Raw genomic sequence first — 26475 nt, forward strand, 5'->3', positions numbered from 1 at the left:
TGCTTGTTTTTCTCCTTATGTTCGGGTTTTACATGAAATATTTAGGTCTAGCACTATTGCCTTTGTTGGCTGCCATGACAACCGCACAAGCGGAAACTGCATTTGACCCACAAGGTCAGTATTTACTGGGGGACTGGAATGGTCAACGTACAAAACTGGCTCAACAGGGGATCAAGTTTGAAGCCAATCTGTTAACCGATACGGCATATATTGCTGATGGTGGCCGTAATGAGGGTGCAGATCCATTAACTTCTGCCCAATTATGGCTGGGTACTCAACTGGACATGGAAAAACTGGCAGGATGGGAAGGTATCACTATACGTGCCGCGATGACTGCACGTCAGGGGCAAAGTACCTCTATTCATGATCTGCAGGATCCTAATGCCCCACAGTTGGCGAATGTACAAGGCACTTTTGGACGCGGTAATCAGGATAGCCGCCTGAGCGAGCTGTCTATTGAAAAGAATTTTAAAGACCAGGGGCTCAGTATTAAGGCAGGCCGTCTTGGACTGGGCATGGATTTTAATGTCATGGCCTGTGATTTTGCCAGTACGGCATTCTGTGCAGCGCAAATGGGCAAATGGCAGGGCAATATCTGGATGAATACGCCAGTTGCACAATGGGGTGCACAGGTGAAGCAGCAAGTGGCCCCTGAACTTATGATACAAGTTGGTGTCTACGAGTTTAATCCAGACAATGGTAATGGTGCCAAAGAAGGTCAAGGCTGGAGTCTGGATACCGACCATGCCGATGGCGTCACCATTCCTGCAGAAATCGTATGGACACCGAAATCATTGGTGAATGGCTTGCCAGGCAGTTACCGTATTGGCGGGATGTACAATACTGCTGATGAGGTTGCCAACCAGAAAGATATTGCCCATCCTGCAGATGCCAAAAACCGTACCTTTGCAGGCTGGTTAGCAGTGGAACAACAGATAACGTCTACAGGTCAGGGCCGCCAGGGTCTGCATTCATTTGCCAACTTTACCTGGCATGACCGCGATACCAACAAGGTCGATAATTCACAACAGCTCGGAGTGAAATATATCGGTCTTGCGGACAGCCAGCCAAACGATATTTTGGGCTTGGCGGTTAACCGTGTGCATGTCAATCATCGCTTCGCAGATTCGCGTCCAGCTTTGAATGCAGATGCAGAATACAATATCGAACTCAACTATAGCTATAATGCAACAAAGTGGCTGATGTTACGTCCAAACCTGCAATATGTGGTGAATCCAGGGTCAAGCAATAACGTAAATAATGCGCTCGTGCTCGGTTTAACCAGTCGCCTGATCTTCTAAAAAGTGATGCTTCACGTTATAACTAAACAGGCTTATTAAAGCCTGTTTTTTATTGCCCGATCATACTTGACATGAAGAAAGAGGGAATGCCACGTGACATTATTATTTCAACCGCTACAGTTTGGTTCATTATCACTCAGCAATAAGATTATTATTGCACCGATGTGTCAATATTCAGCCACAGATCAGGGTGAAATCACCTATTGGCATGAGCAGCAATGGGCAAGTTATGCGCTCTCTGGTGCGGGTCTGTGTATTGTGGAAGCGACTGCGGTACAGCCAGAAGGCCGGATCAGTTATGCCGACTTAGGCTTATGGAATGATCAGCAAGCTGCCCAAATAAAAGCATTACTGGCCAAGGTCAAATCTATATCGCCAATGCCATTTGCGATTCAGCTCGCACATGCCGGACGTAAGGCTTCTACAGATAAACCCTGGTCAGGAAAAGGGCAGATCGCGCCAGATCAGCTCCATGGCTGGCAAACCGTTTCTGCAAGCAATCTGCCGTTTCAGGCAGACGAACATCCACCCAAAGCCCTAAGCCATTCAGAAATTGAGCAAGTCATTGCTGACTTTGCAAAAAGTGCCGAACGTGCAGTGGATGCCGGCTTTGACATGATTGAGTTGCATGCAGCACATGGTTATTTATTGCATCAGTTTATGTCACCGCTTTCAAATAAACGCGATGATCAGTATGGTGGTTCACTGGAAAACCGGATTCGTCTGACACTGGAAGTATTGCAAGCCATGATGGCCGCAGTTCCGGAAGGCTATCCGATCGGGGTACGTATTTCGGCCAGCGACTGGATGGATCAGCCAGACAGCTGGACCATTGATTCTTCAATTGAATTGTCTAAAGCACTGGAAGCTGCTGGGGCTGCCTATATTCATATTTCCAGTGCCGGTCTGCATGTCAAACAGCACATTGATGTGAAACCGAATTATCAGGTGCCTTTTGCAGATGCGATCAAGAAAGTGGTGAGTATTCCTGTGATTGCTGTGGGATTGATCACTGAAGCAGAGCAGGCAGAAGATATTCTGCAAAAAGGCCAGGCCGATGCCATCGCCATTGCCCGTGCCATTCTGTACGATCCACATTGGCCTTGGCATGCAGCCGCAGCGCTTGAAGAGAAAATCAAGATTTCACCGCAATATCTGCGCAGTGCCCCGCATGGGTTGAATCATTTATTTGAGCCTTTTTAACACTGCTTTAGTGTCAGAAATTCTTATAATAGGAAATCGCTGGCAAGAGGATAGTGCATTATGATTTTTGCGGTCATTGTGCCCATATTTTTATTATTGGCACTGGGTTATCTGACTGTAAAGAGTCAAGTATTAAGCAAGGAACAGGTAGGTACGGTCGGTGCTTTTGTCATTAAAGTGGCCTTACCCTTGCTGTTCTTTCAATCCCTTGCCTCCAAAGACCTGCATGAAATCTGGTATTTTGAATACTTTGCAGTGTATAGCAGCGTGACCTTAGTGCTCTATGGCAGTGGCTTCTGGATCATGCGCCAGTATTTTCAGAATACGCATTCGCAAAGTGCTGTCCTGTCTCTAGGTGCCGCAATGTCAAATACCGGTCTGATTGGTACGGCTGTGCTGAGTTTATTGATGGGACAGCAGGCAATGACCTATACCTCTCTGGTGGTGATCATTGAAAGTGTATTGCTGATTCCGCTGGTGCTGGTACTCGCGGCAATGGGGACACAACATCAGGCGAATCCAGGTTCCATTTTAAAAAGTGCATTGCTCACCTTGCTAAAAAATCCCCTGTTTATGGGGGTGATGCTCGGGATGGCCTGTGCTGTATTCCAGATTAGAATTCCGGTCTATCTCGATCAGATGTTTGCCTTGATTGGTCAGACTGCCTCACCGCTGGCCCTGTTCGCAATTGGCGGTGGTATCGTGGGAATGAGCCTGAGATATGTCAACCTGCAAAGTTTTTATCTGGTATTTTCCAGCAATATTATCATGCCACTCTTGATGTATCTGGGGCTAAGCCAGTTGACGGACTTAAATCAGGAAATGGTTCGTGCCGGTACATTGATTGCAGCTTTGCCAATGCCCACGATTTTTGGCATGTTGGGGCAGGCGTATGGGCTGAATGATCGAGCCTTAACCCCATTGTTGATGAGTACTATTGCCGGTTTTATGGTGACCAGTGGTTTGATTGCTTTATGGTGGGGATAATCTTTTAGAAGATGAATGCTCTGTCATTAAAAAAAGCCCCCGATGTGTGGGGCTTTTTTATTTAAATTTATTGATTCAACTTAACTTTTTTTCGCAGGTGCTTTTTTCTGCTCAGCCAGCATTTTGTCTACTGCTGCCAAAGATTCTTTCGCCTGCGGAATATTTTGCTGCGCCAGTGCAGCAAAGATTTTTTTCGCTTCTGGCAGGTTTTGCGGAACAATACTGCCATTGGCAAACATATTCCCTACTGCCATCAGCGCCGGAATATAGCCTTTTTTTGCCAGTTCCTGAATGCTGCTTAGGCCTTGCTGAATCGGTTTTTCATCTTTGTTTTTGAAACCGCTGCTGATGTCATATAAGGCTTTTGCATGAATGGCCTGCATATTGCCTTTGCTGATTAGCGGTTGCAGTTTTTGCAGACCGGCTTTATTGGAGGCTGGCGTATTTTCAGAAAATAGCAGTACCGCCAGATCTACGCTGGCATCTTCAAAATTGGCTGCCGAGGCACGTTCCAGATGCTGTTTGGCTTTGGTCAAATCCTGTTTGAGACCGAGTGTGCCAGCTGCATAGTTTTTACCCAATACATAATTGGCTACCGGATAGCCTTTGCTGGCAGACTGCTCATAGAGTTGAATGGCTTTTTTCTCGTCTTTGACGGTACCTTGGCCAGTCTGGGTTAAATAACCTAAGTTATATAAAGCCTGGGCATTGCCTTGGCTGGCTAGCTTGCTTAAAGCTTCATAGGCGCCTTTAAAATTATTGGCTTTCACCATAGCTTCAATTTTTTCAAATTGCGGATCGATTTGATCTTGTGCGGTATTTGCCAGAGCGAATGATGCAGAAGCTGCGAGAACTACCGCGAGGATTAACTTTTTCATGGTTCCTATAACCTTATTATTGCTGGCACCCTATTCCTTGGTGCGGTTTTAATCATTTTTACTTACATCATCATAAAAGGATTTTATGCTTTGTAAATATGTAATTTGTCACTAAATACAAATCATCAGGACATAATTCACTGGTTTAATCGATGCATGATAGGGACAGGTTTTCGCTCAATTCCAAAGATATTGAAAGGATTACTTTAATTCAGCTATTTTCTCTGATTAAATCTCGCTTTGCATCAGACTCCCAGGATTTCAGCATGTTTGTCAAAACTATTAGACGTCACTATGACAGAATCAACGCAGATGACTCGATTGCCGATGAGGACAAGATTGATGCGTTATTGATGAAACTTGGGGCAGAGTTTTTGATTAGCCAGGAAGACCGGGTATATATCTTTCAAAAAGGTGAACTCACGGCAAAGTTTGATGCCAAACATGCGCGAGCCTATCATTTTAAAGACTATGTCGTGAAAGACATGAACAAACTGTTCCACGGTTTCTAAAATTCCAAAATAAAAAAAGCCAAGAATCTCATCTTGGCTTTTTTTATGGGCGGAACCTGAATTATTGCGGACGCGCGACATCCCCACTCAATGCTTCCGGAAGCTCCAGCACTTCTAGGCCCAATTCGGTTAATGCCTCAGGCTTTGCGACCACCAGCGCTTTATAACCGGCATCAGTCGTGATGCTATTGATGACTTCTACATCATTATTCAGTTTTGTTGCCACAGCAGGTGTGGCACCTGTACCTTGAACCAGATGTAACCAGTGTTTTGGCTTGGCTTTAAACCATAAGCGCGCAATCACTTCCTGACCCAGATAGCAGCCTTTGTCATAGTGAATGCCTTCGCGTTGATGCAAACGCAATTCCTGAGGTTGAAACAGATTGGCGGTAGCTGCCTGAATCCAGGCCTGACCTGATTCAATGGCTTGCTGCTCCCACAGGGTGACATTGGTTTCAGTCGCAACGAAGTCAGTATAAATACCATTGATGACCGGATATACCGGACCGACCAGTTCCAGTTTCATTTTTGAAAAAGCACCAAACTTCTTAATGTGATTCGCCAGTTCTGTTGCCTGATCTTCAGTGCTTACGATTTCAAAGCTTTCCGGACTGATCTTTTTAAGCCATAAGCCAAATTGAATCCGTCCTTTCAGGCTACAGATCGCAGTATAGCGGGTCTGGTTTTCTGCCAAAGTTTCAGTATTCAAAGTCACCTGACCTTGAAGGAATTTTTGTGCATCGACACCATTTAGACTAAACAATGTGAAAGCAGGAGACGTTGCCATAATAAGCCCCAGTTTGAATACTATAAATCAATGCAGTTATTGTGCAGCATGCATCAGACAGAGGCAAACAAAAAAGCCCACAATCTAAATCAAGAGGTTTTTGGGGTAATTGGGAGGTAGAGATGATATGTTTCTAATGCAGATCAATGACAATGAGCTTACCTTCAAAAATACTTACTGTTTTTCTCAAGCGCTAATTTTTGGGGGCGGGGATAGAACAAAGATTCTGCCTGAAATTTGATGGTTTTTTATGCTTTCATTAATTTCTCATACTAAAGAATGAGAAAAATTCAGGTCAATTTTTAAGAAAAATCACAATTTAGAGTCAAAATTCTAAAGTGTGAAGCGTAAATTACTGTAAAAAGGCTATATTTCATATTTAAAGCTTTGAAAATTATAAGATTTGGGAAATGGACTTTCGACAGCGTACAATGCCTTGATTAAAAAACAAGTCATCAAGAAAATTTGATGAATAAAAAGAGTAATGAATGAGGGCAGGTAAGCTATGAATAACAACTACCGTAAACCACTACAAGGCACCCAGTTAGAATACTATGACGTGCGTCAGGCCGTTGAAGATATCCAGCCAGGCGCATATGCCAAACTCCCCTATACCTCCAAAGTGCTGGCTGAACAGCTGGTCCGTCGTTGTGATCCTGCCATTTTAGAACAGTCTTTACGTCAGCTCATCGAACGTAAACAGGACCATGATTTTCCCTGGTATCCGGCACGTGTGGTCTGTCATGACATCTTGGGTCAAACTGCACTGGTTGACCTTGCAGGCCTGCGTGATGCCATTGCCGACCAGGGTGGTGATCCTTCTAAAGTCAATCCGGTGGTGCCGACCCAGCTCATTGTCGATCACTCTTTAGCTGTAGAGTATGGCGGTTTTGATCCGGATGCTTTTGAGAAAAACCGTGCCATTGAAGACCGCCGTAATGAAGACCGTTTCCATTTTATTGAATGGACCAAAACGGCATTTGAAAATGTCGATGTGATTCCGGCAGGTAACGGCATCATGCACCAGATCAATCTGGAAAAAATGTCACCGGTGATTCAGAATCGTGATGGTGTGGCATTTCCTGATACCTGTATCGGTACAGATTCGCATACACCACATACCGATGCCTTGGGCGTAATCTCGATTGGTGTCGGTGGTTTGGAAGCTGAAAATGTGATGCTGGGCCGTGCCTCGTGGATGCGTCTACCAGATATCATTGGGGTAGAGCTGGTCGGGCAACGTCAGCCGGGCATTACTGCAACGGATATCGTTCTCGCTTTAACCGAATTCCTGCGTAAGGAACGTGTGGTTGGCGCATATTTAGAATTCTTCGGTGAAGGGGCAGACAGCATGTCAGTCGGTGATCGTGCCACGATTTCCAATATGACCCCGGAATATGGTGCAACGGCAGCCATGTTCTATATCGACCAGAACACCATTGATTATCTGACTTTGACCGGCCGTGAGCCTGAGCAGGTGAAACTGGTTGAAACTTATGCCAAAGAGATCGGACTTTGGGCATCGGAGATGACTCAGGCTGAATATCCGCGTGTGCTGCGTTTCGATTTATCCACCGTAACACGTAACATTGCCGGCCCATCCAATCCGCATGCGCGTGTATCTACGGCAGACCTAAAAGAAAAAGGCATTGCCGGTAATCTGGAAGCTGCTCGCGCACAGGAAGCAGAAGGTCTGATGCCGGATGGTGCGGTGATTATCGCGGCGATTACCTCATGTACCAATACCTCCAACCCGCGTAATACCGTAGCAGCCGGTTTGCTGGCACGTAAAGCCAATGAACTTGGTCTGACCCGTAAACCTTGGGTAAAATCATCTTTCGCGCCAGGTTCTAAAGCGGCTGCCCTGTACCTGGAAGAAGCCGGGGTGTTAAAAGATTTAGAAAAGCTTGGTTTTGGTATCGTGGCTTATGCATGCACCACCTGTAACGGTATGTCTGGTGCATTAGATCCAAAAATCCAGCAAGAAATTATTGACCGTGATCTATACACGACCGCAGTATTGTCAGGTAACCGTAATTTCGATGGCCGTATCCATCCGTATGCGAAACAGGCTTTCCTGGCATCTCCACCGCTAGTAGTCGCTTATGCGATTGCCGGAACCATCCGTTTTGACATCGAAAAAGATGCCCTAGGCACAGACAAAGACGGTAATCCGATTTACTTAAAAGATATCTGGCCTTCGGATGAGGAAATTGATGCCTTGGTAAAAGAGTCAGTTAAACCGGAACAGTTCAAGAAAGTGTATATTCCGATGTTTGATCTGGGTGAGCGTAAAAAGGCAGCAAGTCCGCTATATGACTGGCGTCCGCAAAGCACCTATATTCGCCGTCCGCCGTATTGGGAAGGTGCACTGGCTGCACCGCGTACCCTCACCAACATGCGTCCATTGGCTATTCTTGGCGATAACATCACTACCGATCATTTATCCCCATCAAATGCGATTGTGCGTGACTCGGCAGCAGGTGAATATCTGGGGAAAATGGGTGTACCTGAGGAAGACTTTAACTCTTATGCAACGCATCGGGGTGATCACCTGACTGCACAGCGTGCAACCTTGGCGAATCCGAAGCTGTATAACGAAATGGTGGTACGTTCTGACGGTACCATCAAGCAGGGTTCAAAAGCGCGTGTGGAGCCTGAAGGCGAAGTGATGCGCATGTGGGAGGCGATTGAAACCTACATGAACCGCAAGCAGCCGTTGATCATTATTGCCGGTAAGGATTATGGTCAGGGTTCAAGCCGTGACTGGGCAGCGAAAGGTGTGCGTCTGGCAGGTGTAGAAGCGATTGTGGCTGAAGGTTTTGAACGTATTCACCGTACCAATCTGGTCGGTATGGGCGTGTTGCCGCTTGAGTTTAAGCCGGGTACAGACCGTAAAACATTAAAACTGGATGGTACTGAACTGTATAGCGTGATTGGGAATATTGCACCACGTTCGACTTTAACTCTGGTGATTGAACGTGCCACGGAAGATGGTAAGGAACAGACCATTGAAGTGCCTGTGACCTGTCGTCTGGATACCGAAGAAGAAGTATCTGTGTATGAAGCGGGTGGGGTATTGCAGCGCTTTGCACAGGACTTTTTGGAAGGGAATGTTTAAGAATCTCCGCTAACCCCTCTTTGATAAAGAGGGGGGAACTCCCTCCTTTTTTAAAGGAGGGAGGGGTGGATTAAAGTTGTTGATATTGCTTAAAAAACGCTCTAATGTGGATTGGAGCGTTTTTTTATTTATAGGTGATTAGAGTGATGCAAAAATATTCAGATATTGATGGAGATTCAGGTGTAGTTGGATATGAACTTGGGGATACATTTATAAGAGTCCAATTTAATAAGACATTTAAAATTTATACTTATAGCTATAGTAGTGCAGGCATTGAAAAAGTGGAGCGCATGAAAAAATTGGCTCAAGTTGGCGATGGTCTTAATTCATATATTAAATTATATGCAAATAATCTTTACGTAAAATAGAAAGATGAAGATTTAGAAAGGGAAATATATGAATAAAAAATTACAAGTATTTATTTCATCTACGTTTATTGACTTAAAAGATGAACGACAAGCCGCTGTGAGTTCAATTTTAAAAGCAGGCCACATACCTGCTGGAATGGAATTATTTAAAGCTGGGGATAAGAGCCAATGGGAGATCATCAAGCGTTGGATTGATGAATCAGATGTTTATATGTTAATTCTTGGTGGTCGCTATGGCAGCATCGATTCTGGTAAAGGTATAAGTTATACAGAGCTAGAATATGATTATGCTGTACAGACGAATAAACCTTTATTTGCTGTAGTTATTGAAGATGATGCCCTTGAGCAAAAGATTAAGATTAATGGATTGGATTTTATAGAAAGAGAAAGACCTGCTGAATTAAAACTCTTTCGCGAAAAAGTTTTACAAAACATGAGTTCTTTTTTTAGCGATCTAAAAGATATCCGTTTAACTGTAATGGAAAGTCTACCTGAAATAGCACAAATGAATAATTTATCAGGATGGGTTTCAGGAGATGAAATACCGGATGTTCAAGGATTGATTACGGAAATAGATGACTTACGAAGAAAAATTAAAGATTTGGAAAAAGAAAATAGTCAACTAAGGAGTTTGAAAAGCACAAGTTCCACAAGTGATTTTGAAGAATTATTTAGAGTCTTAGATAATATTAAAGTAAAAGTTCCTGATTCTGTTTCAGCTCAGGATAAAGAATTTGAAATGACTCTTTTTGAATTATTTAATAATTGTAAGGATAAATTAGTTACTGGTGTCACAAATAGAATTAATATCAGTGATACAGATTCATTTTTATATTTTAATGTTTGTCCTAAATTACAAATTCATGGTCTAGTTGAGAATGAAAAAGTTGCAAGTGTACAGTATCGTAGATTTGCGATTACCAAAAAAGGCATTCAATTTTTAGCTTATATAGAAAAAAAGAAGGTTTTAGAAGATATCGGTTTGGAGAATAACTAGATTATTCTTCGCCCAAATGCCACCATCATTTACAAAAATGGACAATAGACATTCATCACTGGAGGGTTATACTAGACAGACCATTTCTAAAACCATGGAGAACAAAGATGGTTACTGCTGGCGAAAAACCCGGAACAGGCTTCTATTTTTGTGTTCAATGCGGTCACCGCACCTACTTAGAAATTGGTACTGATCGTTTACCACCGTGTACCAAATGCCAAGGCAATCAATTTAACAATAAGAATGCCTAAGCAAAAAAACTCAAACAGTTACCCTCTGTTTTGAATGAAAGCCCTATTACTCAATAGGGCTTTTTGCTATCTATATATCTTTATTAAGAGTTTAAACTTGATTGAAAATTGATCAATAAAACCTCATCTTAAACTCTAGATTCACAGTGTTTAAGGCAGCTCAATTGCAACATTATCTTGATCTGAATCACGACTCAGGTATTGCCAACTATGAGATTGGTAATGAATTTATTCGTGTGCAATTCAAGAAAACCTCTAAAATCTATACGTATAGCTATAGCAGTGCCGGTTATCAGCATGTCGAAAACATGAAACAGCTTGCTCAATATGGCGATGGACTAAATGCCTATATTAATCACCATACTCGTCACCTGTTTGTACGCTAAAACTGGTCTGCTTCTTGCTTTGTTAATAGTGCCATCAAGGTAAATATTTTTAAAGAATAAATAGCTGCCTTGAAATAGTACCCGTGCATATAAAAGAGAGGACAGTCACCTATGGACATTAACGGGCATGCACCAGAATCAGGAAAATTAGATCAAAAAGCCCATTTTTATTCCGCATGGCCGCTTATCTTGATTCTTTTCGGAGGGGTGATTGGCTCACTATATGGTGTGATCGCCTATCTGCTTAATCTGAAAATCTATAGTTCTGAACTGACCAGACTCAACAAGGTTTTGGCTAATCTCCTTTGTGGGATGTCAGCCATCAGTGCCTGGTGGTTTAGTGCACAATGGATTCAGAGCAATTTCTTTCAATAAAATAGAAATTCTCTACTGAATATAAATTGCAACAAAGATCATTTTTATCGAATAAAAAAGCGTAAAAAAATGAAAATAGAATTTATTTCTCTTTATTTGGGTAGATATTGAAATAAATTTTCAGATTTAATCGAAATTAAAAAAACATAGGAAATTAATTCCGTCCATCTTTGCCTAATATAACTCTCAAGGGTGTGATGGGATCGGAAAGAGTAGCATGCTGTGAGCGGCGCAAAACGCGAGTGCAGTACGAACCCAAAAGGTCTCGATTCGGCTTAGGACGCTATAGACCAAAAGTTTATAGGCTATAAGATCAGGTCTTACCAAGAATGATAGTTGAAGTAAACCATCGCGAGTTTTCCTAACACCCTAAAAAATTCTCTGCTCAATTTAAATCATAAAAATTAAAATATATAAATCATTATCTTATAATTCATCTTCATTCCAATAAGATACAAATCAATTCTTCATTTTTCAAGATGATCTGTTATTTTAAAATCATGAGTTGCCCCGCAGGGGAATCAGCATGAATCTCGATATCTGGTTTCAGTTTTTACTGTTTTGCACACTGATCAATTATGTCATTCTCATGATCTGGTTCATGCTGTTTGTATTTGCCCGAAGCTGGATAAGACAAGTGCATGGCAAATGGTTTCGGCTGTCAGATACCAGTTTCGATGTGATTCATTATTCAGGTATGGCACTCTATAAAATTGGAATTCTGCTATTTAATTTGACGCCCTTAGTCGCAATTTATCTGATGAATCAAGGCTAGGTACTCAACTGCGATTGAATCTTCGAACGATAAGAATAAGACTGGTTCAGCATGAGTTTATCGTGAATGTATTGCGTGGCAGGATCAATAAAAACTAATAATATTTCAAAGGAGTTGAAGCATGAATCAATTCAAATCAGCACTGATTTTAGGTGCCTTGATCGGCTTGGGGATGATTATAGCAGGATGGATTCTGGGTCATAGTGCACTGAAAATTAAAGAGTATGAGCGCATAGTTTCAGTTAAAGGATTGGCAGAACGCGAAGTCAAAGCCAATGTGGCGGTATGGCCAATCCGTTTTAATGCCGGTAGTCAGGATCTGGCCGAACTGTACGATATCATGCAAACCAATACCCAGGAAATTCAGACCTTTTTAAAAAATGAAGGGTTTAGCGCGGAAGAAATTACTAGTGCGTCCCCGAGTATCACCGACAAATACGCGCAGCAATATGGTGGTGATGCCAATGTGGCGCTACGTTATACTGCCAGCCAGACCATCACCGTCTATACCCACAAAATAGATAAAGTGCGTGTAGCACAAACTCGACTGGTGGCTTTGGGCAGAAAAGGTATTGCCTTTGCGGGAGATGATTCTGGACAAAGAACAGAATATTTATTTACCAAGCTGAATGACATTAAACCGGCGATGATTGAACAAGCCACACAAAATGCCCGCAGTGTGGCAGAAAAATTCGCTGAAGATTCAAAAAGTCGTCTGGGTAAAATCAAGTCCGCCAACCAGGGGCTGTTTAGTATTGAAGATCGTGACAGCAATACGCCATATTTGAAGAAAGTACGTGTGGTCTCAACGGTCGATTATTATCTGGCAGATTAAGCTGAGCTGGTCAGGGACTGTAATTGACAGCCTGAAAGCAGCTTGTTATTTTGCGCGCATTATTCCCGACGCTGTACCTAAAATGCCCATTAACCATGACTTTGTCTATTGTCCACCGCAAGAACCATTGCGTATTGTTTATGAAGATGATGATCTGGTGGTAATTGAAAAGCCGGCCGGATTATTGTCGGTTCCGGGGCGTTTACCTGAACATCATGACAGTGCCTATTTACGTGTGCTGGATAAATATCCGCAAGCCAAAATTACCCATCGTCTGGATATGGCCACCTCTGGTATTTTGATGTTCGCCAAACACCGCGATGCAGAAGTGGCGGTGAGTAAAATGTTTCAGGCACGTAGCGTACTGAAAAACTATGTTGCACTGGTACAAGGTAAACTTGAAGGTGAGGGCAGCGTCGACGTACCCTTAATTACCGACTGGGAAAACCGGCCGCGTCAGATGGTGCATTATGAACTGGGTAAGGCCGCCAAAACCTTGTATCAAGTCTTGGAATATCTACCCCAGCAAGACATTAGCCGGGTACTACTGACCCCAATTACTGGCCGTTCCCATCAGTTGCGAGTGCATATGCTGCATATCGGACATCCCATTACTGGTGATAAAATTTATCATCCCGAACCTCAGCGCAGTCCTTTAAATCGTATGGCCCTGCATGCCAGTTATTTGGCCTTTACTCAGCCTTTGAGTGGTATTCCGGTTGAAATCAAGGCAGACATTCCATTCTGATTTATTTTATTGATTTATTAAATAGTTATCTCGTCATATATCCGGGTTTTAAACTCATAAAAATGATGATGATCATGCCATTAACATGAGTTGGCCGAAGAGAAAAATGTGAGAATTTGTTTCCGCAACAGCTACAAAAAAGTATCTAGGCAAGCCTGTTTCAGTGAAATTCGTGTATTGATCAGTTGCCTTTCTGGCTGATGATGAATCATATAAATTTTTAATGTTCGGTTTATCTCTTGATGATGAGCCTAGAGAATTTTTATTCTTTTATCTCCTGCTATAGGCCTGATGCCTTTATTTCACTGGTTGTTAATTTTTCCATCATTATTTTTAAACTTTAAGAATATATCCTTTGATATAAAAAAAATTTCAGTTGTTTTAGAAAGGAGGTAGTTTGGACTAATTATTAGTCCATGACATATCCCTAATAATAATTAAAGAAAAATAAAATGAGTGAATGACTTAGTGATGACCAATGGCTTTGATTACCTGCCAAAAATGATGCAAAATCAACCAATACTTTATAATAATTTTTTTAAATTAATAATTTAGGGCAATGCCCGGGGTTAAAGGAAAGAACGATGCTCAATATAGCTCTCTTCGTTCTCGCGAGTGTTCTGCTATTTGCTTTGTTATGGAGTTTGAAGGGACAGACTTCACTACGTAACAATATCCAGTTTTTACAGGAGAATCTGGATCATTCACGTAGCAAGCTGACAGATTATGAAACTCAAGTCGATGAATTGAATTATGAAATCACCCAATTACGGGTACAGAATGGCAGTTTAAACATTGCGCTGAATAAATACAGAAAATATCAGGATATCTGGAATATCGAGCAATACATTGTTAACCGGACCTTGCAGGCCGAAAACTTTGTTGAGGTGACCAAGCTGGATGCCTCGATCATGATCGATGATCTGAAGGCTTATATTGCAAGAGTCAAAGACTATCTTGTCCAGTTTCAGGCGCAGGCCATAGCCGAGATTGAGCAGCAAGCCCGAGAAAGTTTACAAGGCTATTATGAACAGGCCAGGCAGCAGCATCGCCTGCAGGAAGTATTGAGTGCTTTAGAGCATAAAATACAGGAGAAGCGCTTTGGTTTACAGTTTTCAGCTTCCCACCTTTTAAAGCAGTTGCTTGAGGATTATGGCGAAATAGATGCGGCTCGGCATCTGCGTCATGTCCGTGAAAGTATTCAGCAAGCCATAGAAACACAGCAGGTGGCGAACTGTAATTATGTCGATGATAACCGCCGTCGAAGTACGATAGAGATCCTCAGTCTGGCTTTCAATAGTAAAGCAGATTTATACCTCTCCCAATTAAGCCCAGACAATCTCGCCGAGATGCTGCAGGCCTTAAAGAATGATTATGTATTACTGAATTATACTGGGCAGGCACTGAGTCAGGCCATGATTCAGGAGTCCTATCTTAACCTGCGTTTAGAGGAGCTCAAGTTTGCTGCAATGCTGTTGCAACTGCGACAAAATCACCCGCATCCACAGATTGCCTAGATGATGAAGGCTACAGGTCTAAACGATTTTTCTGGAACATTCTGATGGCCACATATTGCTTTAAACCCTGATATTTTGAGGATTTTTAGTTTGAAGGAGTGGATCAGTTATTCATTCTATATGTATAAAAATCATGTGTTTATTTATGGTTAAAAGATAATATTTTTTGTCTTGTTCTCGATAATTGTACAAAAATCAGCTAATCTTAAATGCAGAATAAAACAGCATCATAATAAGGATACTTCTATGTCACGTGATTACAATCAATTTCCTGACGATGAAAATGGCAATGTACTGTGGCAAATGCATCAGGATGGCGACGATCTGCAGGAAGCACATGAGATTGAATTTTCGATTGCCTTTGCTGATGAAGCACAGGCGGATCGTTGTGCTCTGCATCTATTAAAAGAAGAACAGAAAATCAGCCTGTTTCAGGATGAAGAAAGCGATACCTTGGAATGGATCATCACGATTTATGTGTATATGGAGCCAGCTTACGAAGATATTGTGGATCTGGAGCAATGGTTCAGTAAAATCGCTGCACAATTTCAGGGCGAATATGATGGCTGGGGTTGTATGGCCTACGTCTATGACGATGAGCTGGATGAAGAAGAAAGTAGCCTGCGCAGCAGCTGATCCAACCTATACTTAAATGATTTAAATAAAAAAAACCGGGATTACCGGTTTTTTTTGTCTGTTCAATACAATTTTTATGCAAAAAACTTGAATTCGCACATAGATACATACTCATTATATATGGCCAGATAAAAACTGGATAAAATGACCGAGATGAGTTTTCAACTCAAGCTGATCATTTACTATAAATGCAGGGACTATCCCTCAATATAAAAATAATAAGAATAAATAAAGGACAGGACCAAATGAGTTACACCTTAAAAATGCATCGTGTGTTCAGTGCACCACCGGAGCGGGTGTATCGTGCCTTTGTGCATCCGGATGCATTGGCGAAATGGTTGGCACCGCATGGCTTCATTGCCAAGGTTGAACATGCGGAAATCAAACCCGGTGGCCGCTATAAAACCACTTTTACCAATTTCTCTACCGGTACCCAGCATCATTTTCACGGCATTTATCATGAAGTTGTTCCTAACCAGTTATTGCGTTACACCGATCAGTTTTCTACCCCGGACCTAGAGGGTGGAATAGAAGTCACCGTCATCTTTGAAAAAGTATCAATCGGCACCAGTTTACATATTATTCAGGTAGGTTATCCGGATGTGGTACCACCGGCGGTGTGTCATTTGAGCTGGCAGGAATCACTGCAACTCTTATCTTTACTGGTTAATCCACAGATATCAGATCATTGATTTCTTCAAGCTCAGGTGCTGGTTGCATTCCAGCTTTTCTGGTAATTAGCGCTGCCTGCAAAGATGCTATACTGTACGCTTATTTGTTTGTTTATTTAATTTTTCTCTTTTTCGAGGTTTTTATGGGTCTGCCAAACTGTCCAAAATGTCAATCTGAATATACCTATGCAGATGGCGATCTACTTATCTGTCCTGAGTGTGCACACGAGTGGAAAGAAGGCGAAATCACTGAAGAGCAAGTGATCATTAAAGATGCTAATGGCAATGTGCTGGCAGACGGCGATAGCGTAACGGTCATTAAAGACCTGAAAATCAAAGGTTCATCTTCAGTGGTAAAAGTGGGTACCAAAGTGAAAAGTATCCGCTTGTTGCCGGATGCGGCCGATGGGCACGATATCGATTGTAAAATTGAAGGCATTGGGCCGATGAAACTGAAATCTGAATATGTAAAAAAAGCTTAACTTGATCTTGGCTAAAGAAATCTGTTGAGAAATAACATGGCTGATTTAGCCTATTATTTCTCAATATTGCCATAAATGCTGGGCTGACCATTTTTGTAGCGCCCTGATCCTTACCTTTCTGATTCGAGACCCCTTCAATGCCACACCTGCATCTGGAATATTCTGACAATCTGCAACACATCGAGATCAAGCCTTTATTGGTCGCGATCCATCAGGCACTTGTGGGCGCCGGCTATGTCAGCGATCCCAATGATTTAAAAAGTCGGGCAATTATGCAGCAGGATTATGTGATTGGACTGGATGTTGTGACAGACCAAGCTTATGTGCATGCCAAAATTTCCCTGTTAAGTGGGCGCAGTGTCGAAGTACGTCAGGCAATTTCTGAATTGGTACTCGATCTGATGCAGCAATATATTGCGCCCCAGCCGGGCTTAAACATACAGCTCTGTGTGGAAATCATTGAAATGCCAAAGCAGACTTATAGTAAAGTTGTTATTTGAATGCTGGCGTTGACAGGAGTATGGGATAAGAATTAAATGTATTAAAATTTTATCAATTGCAGTTTGAAAATTATAAATAATAAAGCTAACTGGTCTGCAAGGAATTCCTGTTTTCCTTTCTGCAGACTTTTAAAAAATCTATTTTTAAATGATGTTTTATGTCATTTACAGACAGGAGAGAAAAGCTCTAAAGTAGATTTCGATTGCTGCTGCTTCCTGAATCATCCAATCATGAAACAGCATGCTCATTCTGAGAGAAATAAAAATAATTGTATAAATGATGTCAGGTGAGTTTTGGCGGATCAGGTAGTAAAGAGAGTGAAGCGAGAACAGCGCTTTAACATAAGCAGAATAATAAAAAACAAAAGATCAAAAATCCGGTGAGATGAGTGAGCCTCGATTTAAGGTCTGAATTGTCCGGTTAAGGGGAATTTTATGCAAGTTTTTGGCAATCAACAATTGGCTCGGGAAGTCATGGCATTTCTTCGAGAATGGGACAATGCCATAGCCAGACTCGAAATTCAGGATATTATTGAATTGTGCCGGCCCGATATCCGTCTGGTTGATGTCAGTATGGAGGTGAAAGGTGTCGAAGCCTATCAGGCCCTCTGGCAACAATATCGGCGCTTTATGCCCGAAGGAATACGTGTAGAGCGGCAGAATATAAACATTCATGTCACGCATGATCTGGCCATGGTAGATGGCTATGTGCGAGTCAACTATGCGGTGATTGAACCGATTTTTCAATTAGGCTGGTGTCGGGTGAGCATGTGCCTGAGCAAGCAGCAGGGCAAATGGCAATTATTACATCAACATACCTCAGTTCCGGTACAGCTCGAAACCCGGAAAATGCGTCGGATCAAAAGCGTGAGTTAAGCCACCAGGCTGAAAAGATTTAAATGAAATATCTTTGCAAATGATTACAGGAATACCTTTGTAACAAAAATAGAGAAAGTCCTAAATTGTGTTGAAGGAATAATAGTTTAGGACTTTTCAGGTGGCTAACAACAAGAACAGTCAAATACAATCACAACCAAGCAACCTGCAACAGCAGAATGAAGTCTTCATGCCGGATCAGTCCGAGCAGCAGCGCACCCAACATGCACTTAGAATGATGGCTGGCTTTGTCATAGCTGCCGTCGTGATAATGGCACTATATTTTGGCCGTGATATTTTTCTCCCTCTGGCCTTGGCTATTCTGCTGGCATTTTTGCTCTCCCCACTGGTTTCCCGTCTAAAACGCTGGGGCTGTCCTCAATGGGGCGCAATTGGACTGGTTATGTGCCTGACCTTGTCATTTTTGGGGGGTACTGCAACCTATTTGGGGGTGCAGCTTGGCAAGCTGAGTCAGGAGCTGCCGCAATATCAGGACACCATCCAGAAAAAACTGAATATGCTCAAGGACTATCGTCAGGGGCCGAGTATGTGGGATGGCGCAATCCAGACCTTTGACACGGTAGAGAACTCGATAGAAGTTCCAGATCAGGAAAAAGATGACCCGAATGTCCAGAATGTCAAAGTAGTAGGCCTGGAACCCTCGAGTGAAGAAGCTGCACTGGACTGGTTAAATAAGATCCTGAATCCGCTGGCAATTATCGGGATTGTGTTCCTGTTCATGGTATTAATTTTACTCAATCGCAAAGACCTGCATGACCGCTTTCTGAAGCTCTTGGGCGGTAATTTGAATATCGGAACCGATGCGCTTGATGATGCCGCCAAAAGTATCGGAACCTATTTGCGCATGCAGCTGCTGGTCAATGTGACCTATGGTATTCCCATGGCGATTGGACTGCTGGTGATTGGTGTGCCGGCAGCGATCATGTGGGGACTGATCGCGGTAGTTATGCGTTTTGTGCCCTATGTTGGCCCGATCGTTTCAGCTATTTTTCCGATTACGCTGGCCTTCGCCGTTGATCCGGGCTGGGACATGGTGCTGTGGACTATAGCCTTGATACTGGTGCTGGAACTTATCAGCAATAACGTGATTGAACCGTGGCTCTATGGGGAAAGTACCGGTCTGTCTACTTTGGCAATTATTCTGGCTGCCACGTTCTGGACCACTCTCTGGGGACCGGTGGGGCTAATCTTGTCGACGCCTTTAACTGCCTGTCTGCTGGTTTTGTCCAATTATGTGCCGGCACTGGGTTTTGTCAAAACCCTGCTCGGCAGTACGCCAGTATTGTCCCCCTCCGAGCGTTTTTACCAGAGACTGGTGGCTGATGAAGTCAATGATGCAATGCAGGTAGCCAATGATTATATCTGTGCACAATTACCGAAAAAGCCTAGTGCGGAGGAGGTGGCTCGTCGTGTACAAATGTTCTATGGCGAAGTGGCCATTCCAGCCATTCGGATTTATTCGCAAGGACATGATAGCGATATTACTGCCGAACACCGGTTGCGCCTTTATCAGGGCTTGCAGTTCTTTAATCATGCGTTTCAAAAAGCTTATCCGAGCAAATTAAATGCCGAGCAGCCCGAAGTCTATTGCGTTGGTGCGCGTTGGGAAATTGATACCCAGATTTCTGCCATGTTGGCGCACACCCTGAATCTTAAACAGATTGCTGCCCGGAATGATCCGAATGTGCTGATTCAATCGGGCGAATCTGAAAAGGGCATTGTATTGCCAGCTTCAACCAAAATTTTATGCGTGTCGATTTTTCATCATGCGCCTGCGGCACAGATTCGTTTGCTGAAATATAATTTGACACAGCAATATCCTGATTTGAAAATCATTTTTGCGACTTGGGGTGTGACACAGCTAGAGCTTCTGGATGAACTGCAACAACGTTTTGAGCTGGAGGCACTGGTCAATAATGTCGATGATCTGATTCTGACTGTCGAGACTTATACCTTGGATGAAGGGGAAAGCTGGTTTGAGAATCTGGAGATCAAGAATGAAAAAGAACGACAACAGGCTTTAAATGAATTGGGTTTATTGGATCATCGTCATCAGATCCTTTATAAACAATATATTGAAGAAGCCCGTCAGGCCTTTGACGTTGATTACGCACAAATTTCCTGGCTGAATCAGCATGAAATGTATATTCCGGTCAGTCCTTTTACCCAAGAACCTGTAGCAACCCGACAAATGTGCAAGGATTCAGTCTGCACTCATCTGCTCTATCAAAATGAGCCTTTGGTGATAGAAGACCTGCAGCGTGACCCTCGCTTTCCACATCTGTCAGAATTAAGACAGCAGCATATCCGTTTCTATGCCGGTGTGCCCTTAAAAGATAAAAATGGAATAGCGCTGGGGAGTCTGTGTTTGCTGGACAAGCGACCAAGACAGATGCAGGCGGAAGATATGATCTTGCTTAAGGCTTTGGCACAGGATTTGATGGCAACCCTGAGCAATGAGCGCAAGAAAAAAGATAAACAGAAGCAGATTGAACAGATGCAGCCAGCCAGCTCGGTAAGCGTTTTAAAAAAGGACTAAATGATGAAACAAAAATGGATCTACAGCATCAAAACCATGAGTGTCACATTCGCCTTGGCCAGTATCAGTTCATTGAGTATGGCAGCTATTCAGGGCCTGCATTTTTCACATAAGGATTGGGAAATTGCCTGTGATAATACCGGGACCTGCCGTGCTGCCGGATATCAATCTGACTCAGACATGGACCGGCCAGTTTCGGTGCTATTAGAGCGTGCTGCGGGTGTGAATAGTAACATCAAAGCTCGGGTCCAGATTTTACCCTTAACGATGGCCACGCCCACTCGACAGCTTCAGTTGCAAATTGCCAATACAGCTTATGGCATGATTGGTCTGAATCGGGAGGGAATAGGGCAACTCAGTAATGATCAAACGCGAGCCTTGCTAAAAGTTGTACAGGGAACAGCTCCAGTTGTATTTAAGAATACGCAATCACGCTGGAACTTATCGACCGCTGGAGCCAGTGCCGTTTTACTCAAGATGGATGAATTTCAGCGTCGACTTTCTACATCCTCAGCCTTGATCAGGCCGGGAAAAAAGTCCGATCAGACGGTCCTCAAAGCCGCAGCGATACCGAAAATTCAGATACCAAAATATCAGTCAGGCAAAGTCACTCAAGCGAAACTGAAGACGACAGCCAGTCAGCAAATGATTCGAAAACTGCAAGCGACTACCAACGAGGATCAGTGTGACTTGCTGTTTAGCCAGAATTTTATGTCGGATGATGTCATGACAATTTATCCCATCAATGCTCAAAATCAGCTGGTTCAGATTCCATGCTGGCGCGGGGCTTATAATGTGGGCAGTGGTTTCTGGCTGATGGACCAGAACAGGCAGTTGAAGCAGCTGGTAACCACTTCGGGAGAAATCTTTAATAAAGGCCAGATATTTTCCGGGCAAAAAGTGCGCGGTTTGGGTGATTGTGTTCGTCAGGAACAATGGGCCTGGAATGGCAAGAAATTTGTCAAAAGCTTCAGTAGTCTGACCGTGCAATGCAAAGGCTTTGCTGGCGGTGCCTGGAATTTTCCGACCTATGTAAGCAAAGTCATTTATCCGGCCAAATAGTCTTATTTAAAAAATAGCAGCGATAAAAAAAGCCTGAAGCATTCAGGCTTTTTAATTTTAAATCATGTGATCTTAAAAACGCTTTGGAATTCTCTGGCCATTTGGAACAGGAATTTCAGCATTTTTTAATACCCCAAATAGCCAGGTTTCAGCATACTGTACTGCTGTTTTTAACTGATCGCCCATAGCCAGACGCCCGGCTATGAAACTGGCCAGTGAACAGCCTGAACCATGATATTCACCTGGCAAACGGGGACAACGGGTTTCGTTAATCAACTCACCTGCAATATACAGGCTGTTCTGAATATAATCAGGCGTATCTTCATGGCCACCTTTGACCAAAACCGCCTTTGCACCCATTTCAAATAATTTTTGAGTGGCCAGTTTGAGGTCTTGTTCACCGGTCAAGGCACGCAGTTCAACTGTATTTGGCGTTAGGATGGTGGCCAATGGAATAAGCTGGGTAAATGCTTTGACTAACGTTGCCTGATTGCCCAGCGAGCCGCCACTATTGGCGACCAAAACCGGATCCAGCACATACAGATAATCTGGATGTGCAGTCAGAAATTCGGCCAGAGCCGCGATATTGTCTGTAGTGCCTAACATGCCGGATTTTACGCAACGAATGGGCAGGTCATTTACCACCGCATTGGCCTGTGCCAATAGCAATTCTCTGGAAGTGGCTTCGAAACCAAAAACCTGCTGTGAATTTTGAATGGTGAGGGCTGTGCAGGCAATTGCCGCATGTGCACCACTTTGACCAATGGCTTCAATATCTGCTTGAAGGCCGGCTCCACCTGAAGGGTCTAAACCGGAAAAGCAAAGTACGGTAGGGCGCAAAATGATGTCCTTCATTCACTAAAATTGCATTAGTATAGGCAAATTTGAATGAACTCTCGATATTAATTTATATCGGTGCCGATGAGAGGGGATAGGCGGTGATTAAGAATATTTTAATTGATCTGGATGGAACATTAACTGACCCGAAAGTGGGGATTACGACGTCTGCGCGCTATGGTCTGGAAAAGATTGGTCATCCGATTAGCGATGAGATCAATATTGACTGGATTATTGGCCCTCCCTTAAAAGCCTCGCTGGCCAAAATCTTAAATGTTGAAGCCGATCATGTTCAGGCCGAGCAGGCTCTGATGGCTTATCGGGAGCGCTTTGCAGTGAAGGGTCTTTATGAAAATCATGTTTTTGAGGGTGTAGCAGCAACCTTGGCAGAACTGAAACGCCGGGGCTATCGCTTGTTTGTCGCTACGGCAAAACCGACAGTGTATGCCAAACAGATTCTGGAGCATTTTGATCTGGCCCAGTATTTTACAGAAATTTATGGCAGTGAGCTGAATGGCGAGCGAACCAATAAAGCTGAGCTGATTCAGTATATTTTAGCGCAGCAACAGTTACAGGCCGATCAATGCATGATGGTCGGTGACCGTGAGCATGACATTTTGGGTGCCCGTCAAAATGGTATGGAGACTATTGCGGTAAATTATGGCTATGGCAGTCAGCAAGAATTAGCACTGGCACAACCTAAATATCAAATAGACCGCTTTAATCAGTTGCTAGATTATTTTAAATAAACCCTAATTTTTGCTTATTTTATTTGAGCTGATTTTTAGAGAGGTGATGTCTATAAGCTGCTTTATTTATAGCGAATATACTATCTGGCTATCAGCTCTCTTATGATGAAATTATAAGCCGTATTAGCATCCTGCAGGCCATAGAGTTTTTTTATGGGTCGAATATTTAAAGCGTCAAGAACCAGCTCGATGCCAGCACCACCATAATGACGATCATCAGAAAAATTTTGATGATCGTCAGGCGATGTTGGGAGGGAAGATTGGCTTGGGTCAGCGCATTTCCTGCGTGATCAAACAGGATGACATTTTGCACCTTACTTTCATAACCGAGTTCGAGCAAAGCGCGCTTTTCAACTTCAGTTAAACCATCTTCCGGCAAATCCATGATTTGCAGCAATGCTATAGGGCTGAATAGCCTTTTCATGACCGGTGAGGGTAACAGCTGTTTTAGGGTCACTGCGGCTGCATCAAAGTCGGCAATAATACTCCGGGGATGGTCATAAGGTACATCCGGTAGGCGTGTATGTGTGATCGTGCCATCTATATCCATTAGCTGCATTTTGTCTTTATAAATTTGCACCCATACAGCATCTGGAAATTTTACTAATTGTTGTTGCAGCATTGGTAAGGTCTGATTTTGTTGATATTTACCCACTAAATAAGCGATAAACGTCTATAGCATCAAGACGGGATTTGTAAGGTTCGGTTATTTGGCAGGAGGACCATATTCATTGTTTTGTGGTCTGGTTTCAGTTGCCCACCACCAGATCAATACAAGAACACCAATCACGGTAAGCATCAGTAATTGCCACCAACCAGAGCGTCCAATATCATGTAAACGACGCGCGCCAACTGCCAGACTCGGGACCAGAAGTGCCAGATTAAGCAGGCTATTTACTATGGGTTCAGTGCCTAAAACTGTATCTATGACCTCAGCAATAATGCCTAAAATTACACAAAACAGCATAAAAAACCAAAATTCTTTACGGCGTGCCCGGCCAGAAAAATTTGCATAGTTGGTCAGACATTTTACAAACCAGTCAATGCTGCTGTAGTTTTCCTCGGCCTGATCCAGATTGGAATATTTACCGAGCTCACTGGAAATTTTTTCCCCGAGATAAATGGAATTGCCCAGAGCCAGATAAACATCAGAGGCTTCACCCGCGCTGTTTACGATAAAATCGACCCGATCTCCGCGTGATGGCGGACGTTCTGCACGCCAGTCTGCACCATTAAAAGTATAGTGCTGGTTATCATCCCCCGAGATCACCCCGGTATTGTTTTGGATAGAAAAATTAAGGATTGAGCCTTTCATGCTGGTTCTCGTCTATCAAGCTGGATTATTGTTTTAACGCGAGGTGATTTCTTATCAGAATAACTTTAGCATAACCTGATTTTTAAAAATTCATAGTGAAATGGCAGCAGTTTTCTCATATATTCAGAAGTGTTATAGCCTCAGTACTTCGATCTTCAATTCAGGAAAAATGGAGATACCGGATTATTAAGAATAAAGAAGGTAAAACAGTAATCCAGTTGATTTATTTGTGAAGCTTTTATCTGAAATTCAAGCTCAATTTACTCTGTAAATATCAACTTTTATATTTAGGATATGGTTTTATGTCTTAATATATAACATCATAATAAACAGTTAGTTATGGTTTTTGTGTTTACAAAAAATATATAATAATACTAATAATAACAACATTTTATTCATATTTTTAATTTATTAGTAACAATTTTTAAAACCCAACAGGCATACAATAAGAAACTTCATATTTTGTGATGAGGGTATCACATTTAATGTATATCTCCCCATTATCCAAAGCCATTTACCTTTGCTGTGCTTCTCTACTCTTGACCACTACAGTTACGCATGCCGAGACCGCTTTCAGTACAGAAAGCCTATGGATGTTTGGTGACTGGAACGGAAAACGTACCCAGTTGCAACAACAAGGTTATGATTTAAATTTTGGTTATACCGGTGAAATGGCAAGCTTGATTGATGCCCAGAGATCTTCAAGCCATAGAACTGAATATGCAGACCAGTTTGTTTTTGGGACTCATCTGGATCTGGCTAAAATTGCAGGCTGGCAAGATACCGAAGCGCAAATTACTGTCACCCAGCGTAATGGTCATTCACTTTCTCAAAGCTCTGCTGCTTTAAATGACCATTTGAGTTCAGTGCAAGAGGTCTGGGGCCGTGGTCAAACCTGGCGTCTGACTGATTTATGGATCAAGAAACAATTCCTGGAACAAAAACTGGATGTGAAAGTCGGACGCTTCGGCGAAGGTGAAGACTTCAATAGTTTTGACTGCGATTTCCAGAACCTGGCACTGTGTGGCTCGCAAGTCGGGAACTGGGTTGGTGATCAGTGGTATAATTGGCCGGTAAGCCAATGGGCAGCACGGGTCAAATACAACATTAGCCCTGAACTTTATGCCCAGGTGGGTGCTTATGAATACAACCCTGAAAATGCCAATCATCGTGGTAAAGGATTTAACCTGAGCACGGATGGTTCAAAAGGGGCAATGCTTCCTGCAGAAGTGGTCTGGACACCGAAAGTGGGCGTACAAAAATTGCCGGGTGAATACCGCGCCGGTTATTACTACAGCACAGCGGAGGCTGAAGTCATTTCCAATCCAGATCAAACCGATCATCACCATGGGGGCTGGGTGGTAGCCAAGCAGCAATTTACTGCACATGACGGAGATACTTCGCGTGGTTTGACCGGCTTTTTGAATGCAACAGTGCATGATTCCAAAACCAATAGTGTCACCGATATGCAAAATATCGGGTTGGTTTATAAGGGTGCAATGGATTCACGTCCTCAAGATGAAATCGCATTTGGTATTGCAAGGATCAATATGAATGACGATGTCATTGGTAACCATCATCAAGAAGTCGATGCAGAAATTTACTATGGTTTGCATGCCACTCCCTGGCTCACCATTCGCCCGAATGTGCAATATGTTCGTCACGTCGGTGCATATAAAGATGGTGAAAATGTCTGGGTAGGTGGAATCAAGTTCAATACATCATTCTAAAAACAGTTTTTAGTTG

28 protein-coding genes are annotated in these 26475 nt (G+C 43.0%); 23 read left to right on the forward strand and 5 right to left on the reverse strand.

Annotated features, from left to right (window positions below; all coding sequences use genetic code 11):
- Nucleotides 1–32 precede the first annotated feature (32 nt).
- The 3 genes from AY605_RS14555 (at nt 33) to AY605_RS14565 (ending at nt 3491) form a co-directional block, all read left to right on the forward strand.
- Nucleotides 33–1301: a carbohydrate porin gene (locus tag AY605_RS14555; protein WP_064097091.1), complete on the forward strand. Its 1269-nt coding sequence runs from the start codon at nt 33–35 to the stop codon at nt 1299–1301.
- 93 nt (nt 1302–1394) lie between these two features.
- Entirely contained in the window at nt 1395–2504 is a 1110-nt protein-coding gene (locus tag AY605_RS14560; protein WP_064097092.1) for an NADH:flavin oxidoreductase/NADH oxidase, read from the forward strand.
- A gap of 60 nt (nt 2505–2564) precedes the next feature.
- Nucleotides 2565–3491, forward strand: a complete 927-nt coding sequence (locus AY605_RS14565) for an AEC family transporter (RefSeq protein WP_064097093.1) — start codon at nt 2565–2567, stop codon at nt 3489–3491.
- Nucleotides 3492–3571: 80 nt separating this feature from the next.
- Here AY605_RS14565 and AY605_RS14570 read toward each other — a convergent pair whose 3' ends face one another.
- Complete coding sequence (locus AY605_RS14570) at nt 3572–4369, reverse strand: tetratricopeptide repeat protein (protein WP_064097094.1); 798 nt, start codon at nt 4367–4369, stop codon at nt 3572–3574.
- A 266-nt stretch (nt 4370–4635) separates the two neighbouring features.
- On the opposite strand from AY605_RS14570, the gene AY605_RS14575 reads away from it, so the two are divergent.
- Complete coding sequence (locus AY605_RS14575) at nt 4636–4881, forward strand: hypothetical protein (protein ID WP_064097127.1); 246 nt, start codon at nt 4636–4638, stop codon at nt 4879–4881.
- Nucleotides 4882–4942: 61 nt separating this feature from the next.
- Here AY605_RS14575 and AY605_RS14580 read toward each other — a convergent pair whose 3' ends face one another.
- Nucleotides 4943–5668 (reverse strand): YgfZ/GcvT domain-containing protein, encoded by a 726-nt coding sequence (locus AY605_RS14580; protein ID WP_064097095.1) that lies wholly within the window; start codon nt 5666–5668, stop codon nt 4943–4945.
- A 505-nt stretch (nt 5669–6173) separates the two neighbouring features.
- Between AY605_RS14580 and acnD the strand changes: the two genes are divergently transcribed.
- The 17 genes from acnD (at nt 6174) to AY605_RS14660 (ending at nt 21828) form a co-directional block, all read left to right on the forward strand.
- Nucleotides 6174–8789, forward strand: a complete 2616-nt coding sequence (acnD, locus tag AY605_RS14585) for a Fe/S-dependent 2-methylisocitrate dehydratase AcnD (protein WP_064097096.1) — start codon at nt 6174–6176, stop codon at nt 8787–8789.
- Nucleotides 8790–8935: 146 nt separating this feature from the next.
- On the forward strand, nt 8936–9157 hold the full coding sequence (locus tag AY605_RS14590; RefSeq protein WP_064097097.1) for a hypothetical protein: 222 nt from the start codon (nt 8936–8938) through the stop codon (nt 9155–9157).
- A 28-nt stretch (nt 9158–9185) separates the two neighbouring features.
- Nucleotides 9186–10154: a DUF4062 domain-containing protein gene (locus tag AY605_RS14595; RefSeq protein ID WP_064097098.1), complete on the forward strand. Its 969-nt coding sequence runs from the start codon at nt 9186–9188 to the stop codon at nt 10152–10154.
- A 107-nt stretch (nt 10155–10261) separates the two neighbouring features.
- A complete protein-coding gene (locus AY605_RS14975; RefSeq protein WP_004645925.1) occupies nt 10262–10405 on the forward strand; it encodes a zinc ribbon-containing protein in 144 nt (47 codons plus the stop codon).
- Nucleotides 10406–10569: 164 nt separating this feature from the next.
- Complete coding sequence (locus tag AY605_RS14600) at nt 10570–10791, forward strand: hypothetical protein (protein ID WP_064097128.1); 222 nt, start codon at nt 10570–10572, stop codon at nt 10789–10791.
- A gap of 111 nt (nt 10792–10902) precedes the next feature.
- Nucleotides 10903–11166 carry a hypothetical protein gene (locus AY605_RS14605; protein WP_064097099.1) on the forward strand — a complete coding sequence of 88 codons (264 nt, stop codon included), beginning with the start codon at nt 10903–10905 and terminating at the stop codon, nt 11164–11166.
- Between the two features lie 526 nt (nt 11167–11692).
- The gene (locus AY605_RS14610) at nt 11693–11941 is read left to right on the forward strand and encodes a DUF6868 family protein (protein ID WP_064097100.1); all 249 of its coding nucleotides are present in this window, start codon (nt 11693–11695) and stop codon (nt 11939–11941) included.
- Between the two features lie 121 nt (nt 11942–12062).
- Entirely contained in the window at nt 12063–12776 is a 714-nt protein-coding gene (locus tag AY605_RS14615) for an SIMPL domain-containing protein (RefSeq protein WP_064097101.1), read from the forward strand.
- Nucleotides 12777–12858: 82 nt separating this feature from the next.
- On the forward strand, nt 12859–13524 hold the full coding sequence (locus AY605_RS14620) for a pseudouridine synthase (RefSeq protein ID WP_064097129.1): 666 nt from the start codon (nt 12859–12861) through the stop codon (nt 13522–13524).
- 584 nt (nt 13525–14108) lie between these two features.
- Nucleotides 14109–15041, forward strand: a complete 933-nt coding sequence (locus AY605_RS14625) for a DUF4041 domain-containing protein (protein ID WP_064097102.1) — start codon at nt 14109–14111, stop codon at nt 15039–15041.
- A gap of 246 nt (nt 15042–15287) precedes the next feature.
- On the forward strand, nt 15288–15677 hold the full coding sequence (locus tag AY605_RS14630; RefSeq protein WP_064097103.1) for a ribonuclease E inhibitor RraB: 390 nt from the start codon (nt 15288–15290) through the stop codon (nt 15675–15677).
- A gap of 245 nt (nt 15678–15922) precedes the next feature.
- Nucleotides 15923–16369 (forward strand): SRPBCC domain-containing protein, encoded by a 447-nt coding sequence (locus tag AY605_RS14635; RefSeq protein WP_064097104.1) that lies wholly within the window; start codon nt 15923–15925, stop codon nt 16367–16369.
- 122 nt (nt 16370–16491) lie between these two features.
- On the forward strand, nt 16492–16830 hold the full coding sequence (locus tag AY605_RS14640) for a zinc ribbon domain-containing protein YjdM (RefSeq protein ID WP_064097130.1): 339 nt from the start codon (nt 16492–16494) through the stop codon (nt 16828–16830).
- A gap of 137 nt (nt 16831–16967) precedes the next feature.
- The gene (locus AY605_RS14645; protein ID WP_064097105.1) at nt 16968–17330 is read left to right on the forward strand and encodes a 5-carboxymethyl-2-hydroxymuconate Delta-isomerase; all 363 of its coding nucleotides are present in this window, start codon (nt 16968–16970) and stop codon (nt 17328–17330) included.
- 435 nt (nt 17331–17765) lie between these two features.
- A complete protein-coding gene (locus AY605_RS14650; RefSeq protein WP_064097106.1) occupies nt 17766–18206 on the forward strand; it encodes a YybH family protein in 441 nt (146 codons plus the stop codon).
- 121 nt (nt 18207–18327) lie between these two features.
- A complete protein-coding gene (locus AY605_RS14655) occupies nt 18328–20766 on the forward strand; it encodes an AI-2E family transporter (RefSeq protein ID WP_064097107.1) in 2439 nt (812 codons plus the stop codon).
- Nucleotides 20767–20769: 3 nt separating this feature from the next.
- Nucleotides 20770–21828 (forward strand): DUF1176 domain-containing protein, encoded by a 1059-nt coding sequence (locus tag AY605_RS14660; RefSeq protein WP_064097108.1) that lies wholly within the window; start codon nt 20770–20772, stop codon nt 21826–21828.
- A gap of 72 nt (nt 21829–21900) precedes the next feature.
- Here the strand turns inward: AY605_RS14660 and AY605_RS14665 are convergent, their stop codons facing one another.
- Entirely contained in the window at nt 21901–22668 is a 768-nt protein-coding gene (locus AY605_RS14665; protein ID WP_064097131.1) for a hydroxymethylpyrimidine/phosphomethylpyrimidine kinase, read from the reverse strand.
- A 98-nt stretch (nt 22669–22766) separates the two neighbouring features.
- Between AY605_RS14665 and AY605_RS14670 the strand changes: the two genes are divergently transcribed.
- A complete protein-coding gene (locus AY605_RS14670) occupies nt 22767–23414 on the forward strand; it encodes an HAD-IA family hydrolase (RefSeq protein ID WP_064097109.1) in 648 nt (215 codons plus the stop codon).
- A 166-nt stretch (nt 23415–23580) separates the two neighbouring features.
- On the opposite strand, the gene AY605_RS14675 is transcribed toward AY605_RS14670, so the two are convergent.
- Nucleotides 23581–24036, reverse strand: coding sequence for a hypothetical protein (locus tag AY605_RS14675; RefSeq protein WP_064097110.1), 456 nt, complete (start codon nt 24034–24036; stop codon nt 23581–23583).
- 84 nt (nt 24037–24120) lie between these two features.
- Nucleotides 24121–24729, reverse strand: coding sequence for a DUF805 domain-containing protein (locus AY605_RS14680; protein WP_064097111.1), 609 nt, complete (start codon nt 24727–24729; stop codon nt 24121–24123).
- Nucleotides 24730–25214: 485 nt separating this feature from the next.
- Between AY605_RS14680 and AY605_RS14685 the strand changes: the two genes are divergently transcribed.
- A complete protein-coding gene (locus AY605_RS14685; protein WP_064097112.1) occupies nt 25215–26459 on the forward strand; it encodes a carbohydrate porin in 1245 nt (414 codons plus the stop codon).
- The last annotated feature ends 16 nt before the right edge of the window (nt 26460–26475 follow it).

The sequence above is a fragment of the Acinetobacter sp. SFD genome (genome assembly GCF_001647575.1).
In the GTDB taxonomy this organism is placed as follows: Bacteria; Pseudomonadota; Gammaproteobacteria; order Pseudomonadales; family Moraxellaceae; genus Acinetobacter; species Acinetobacter pecorum.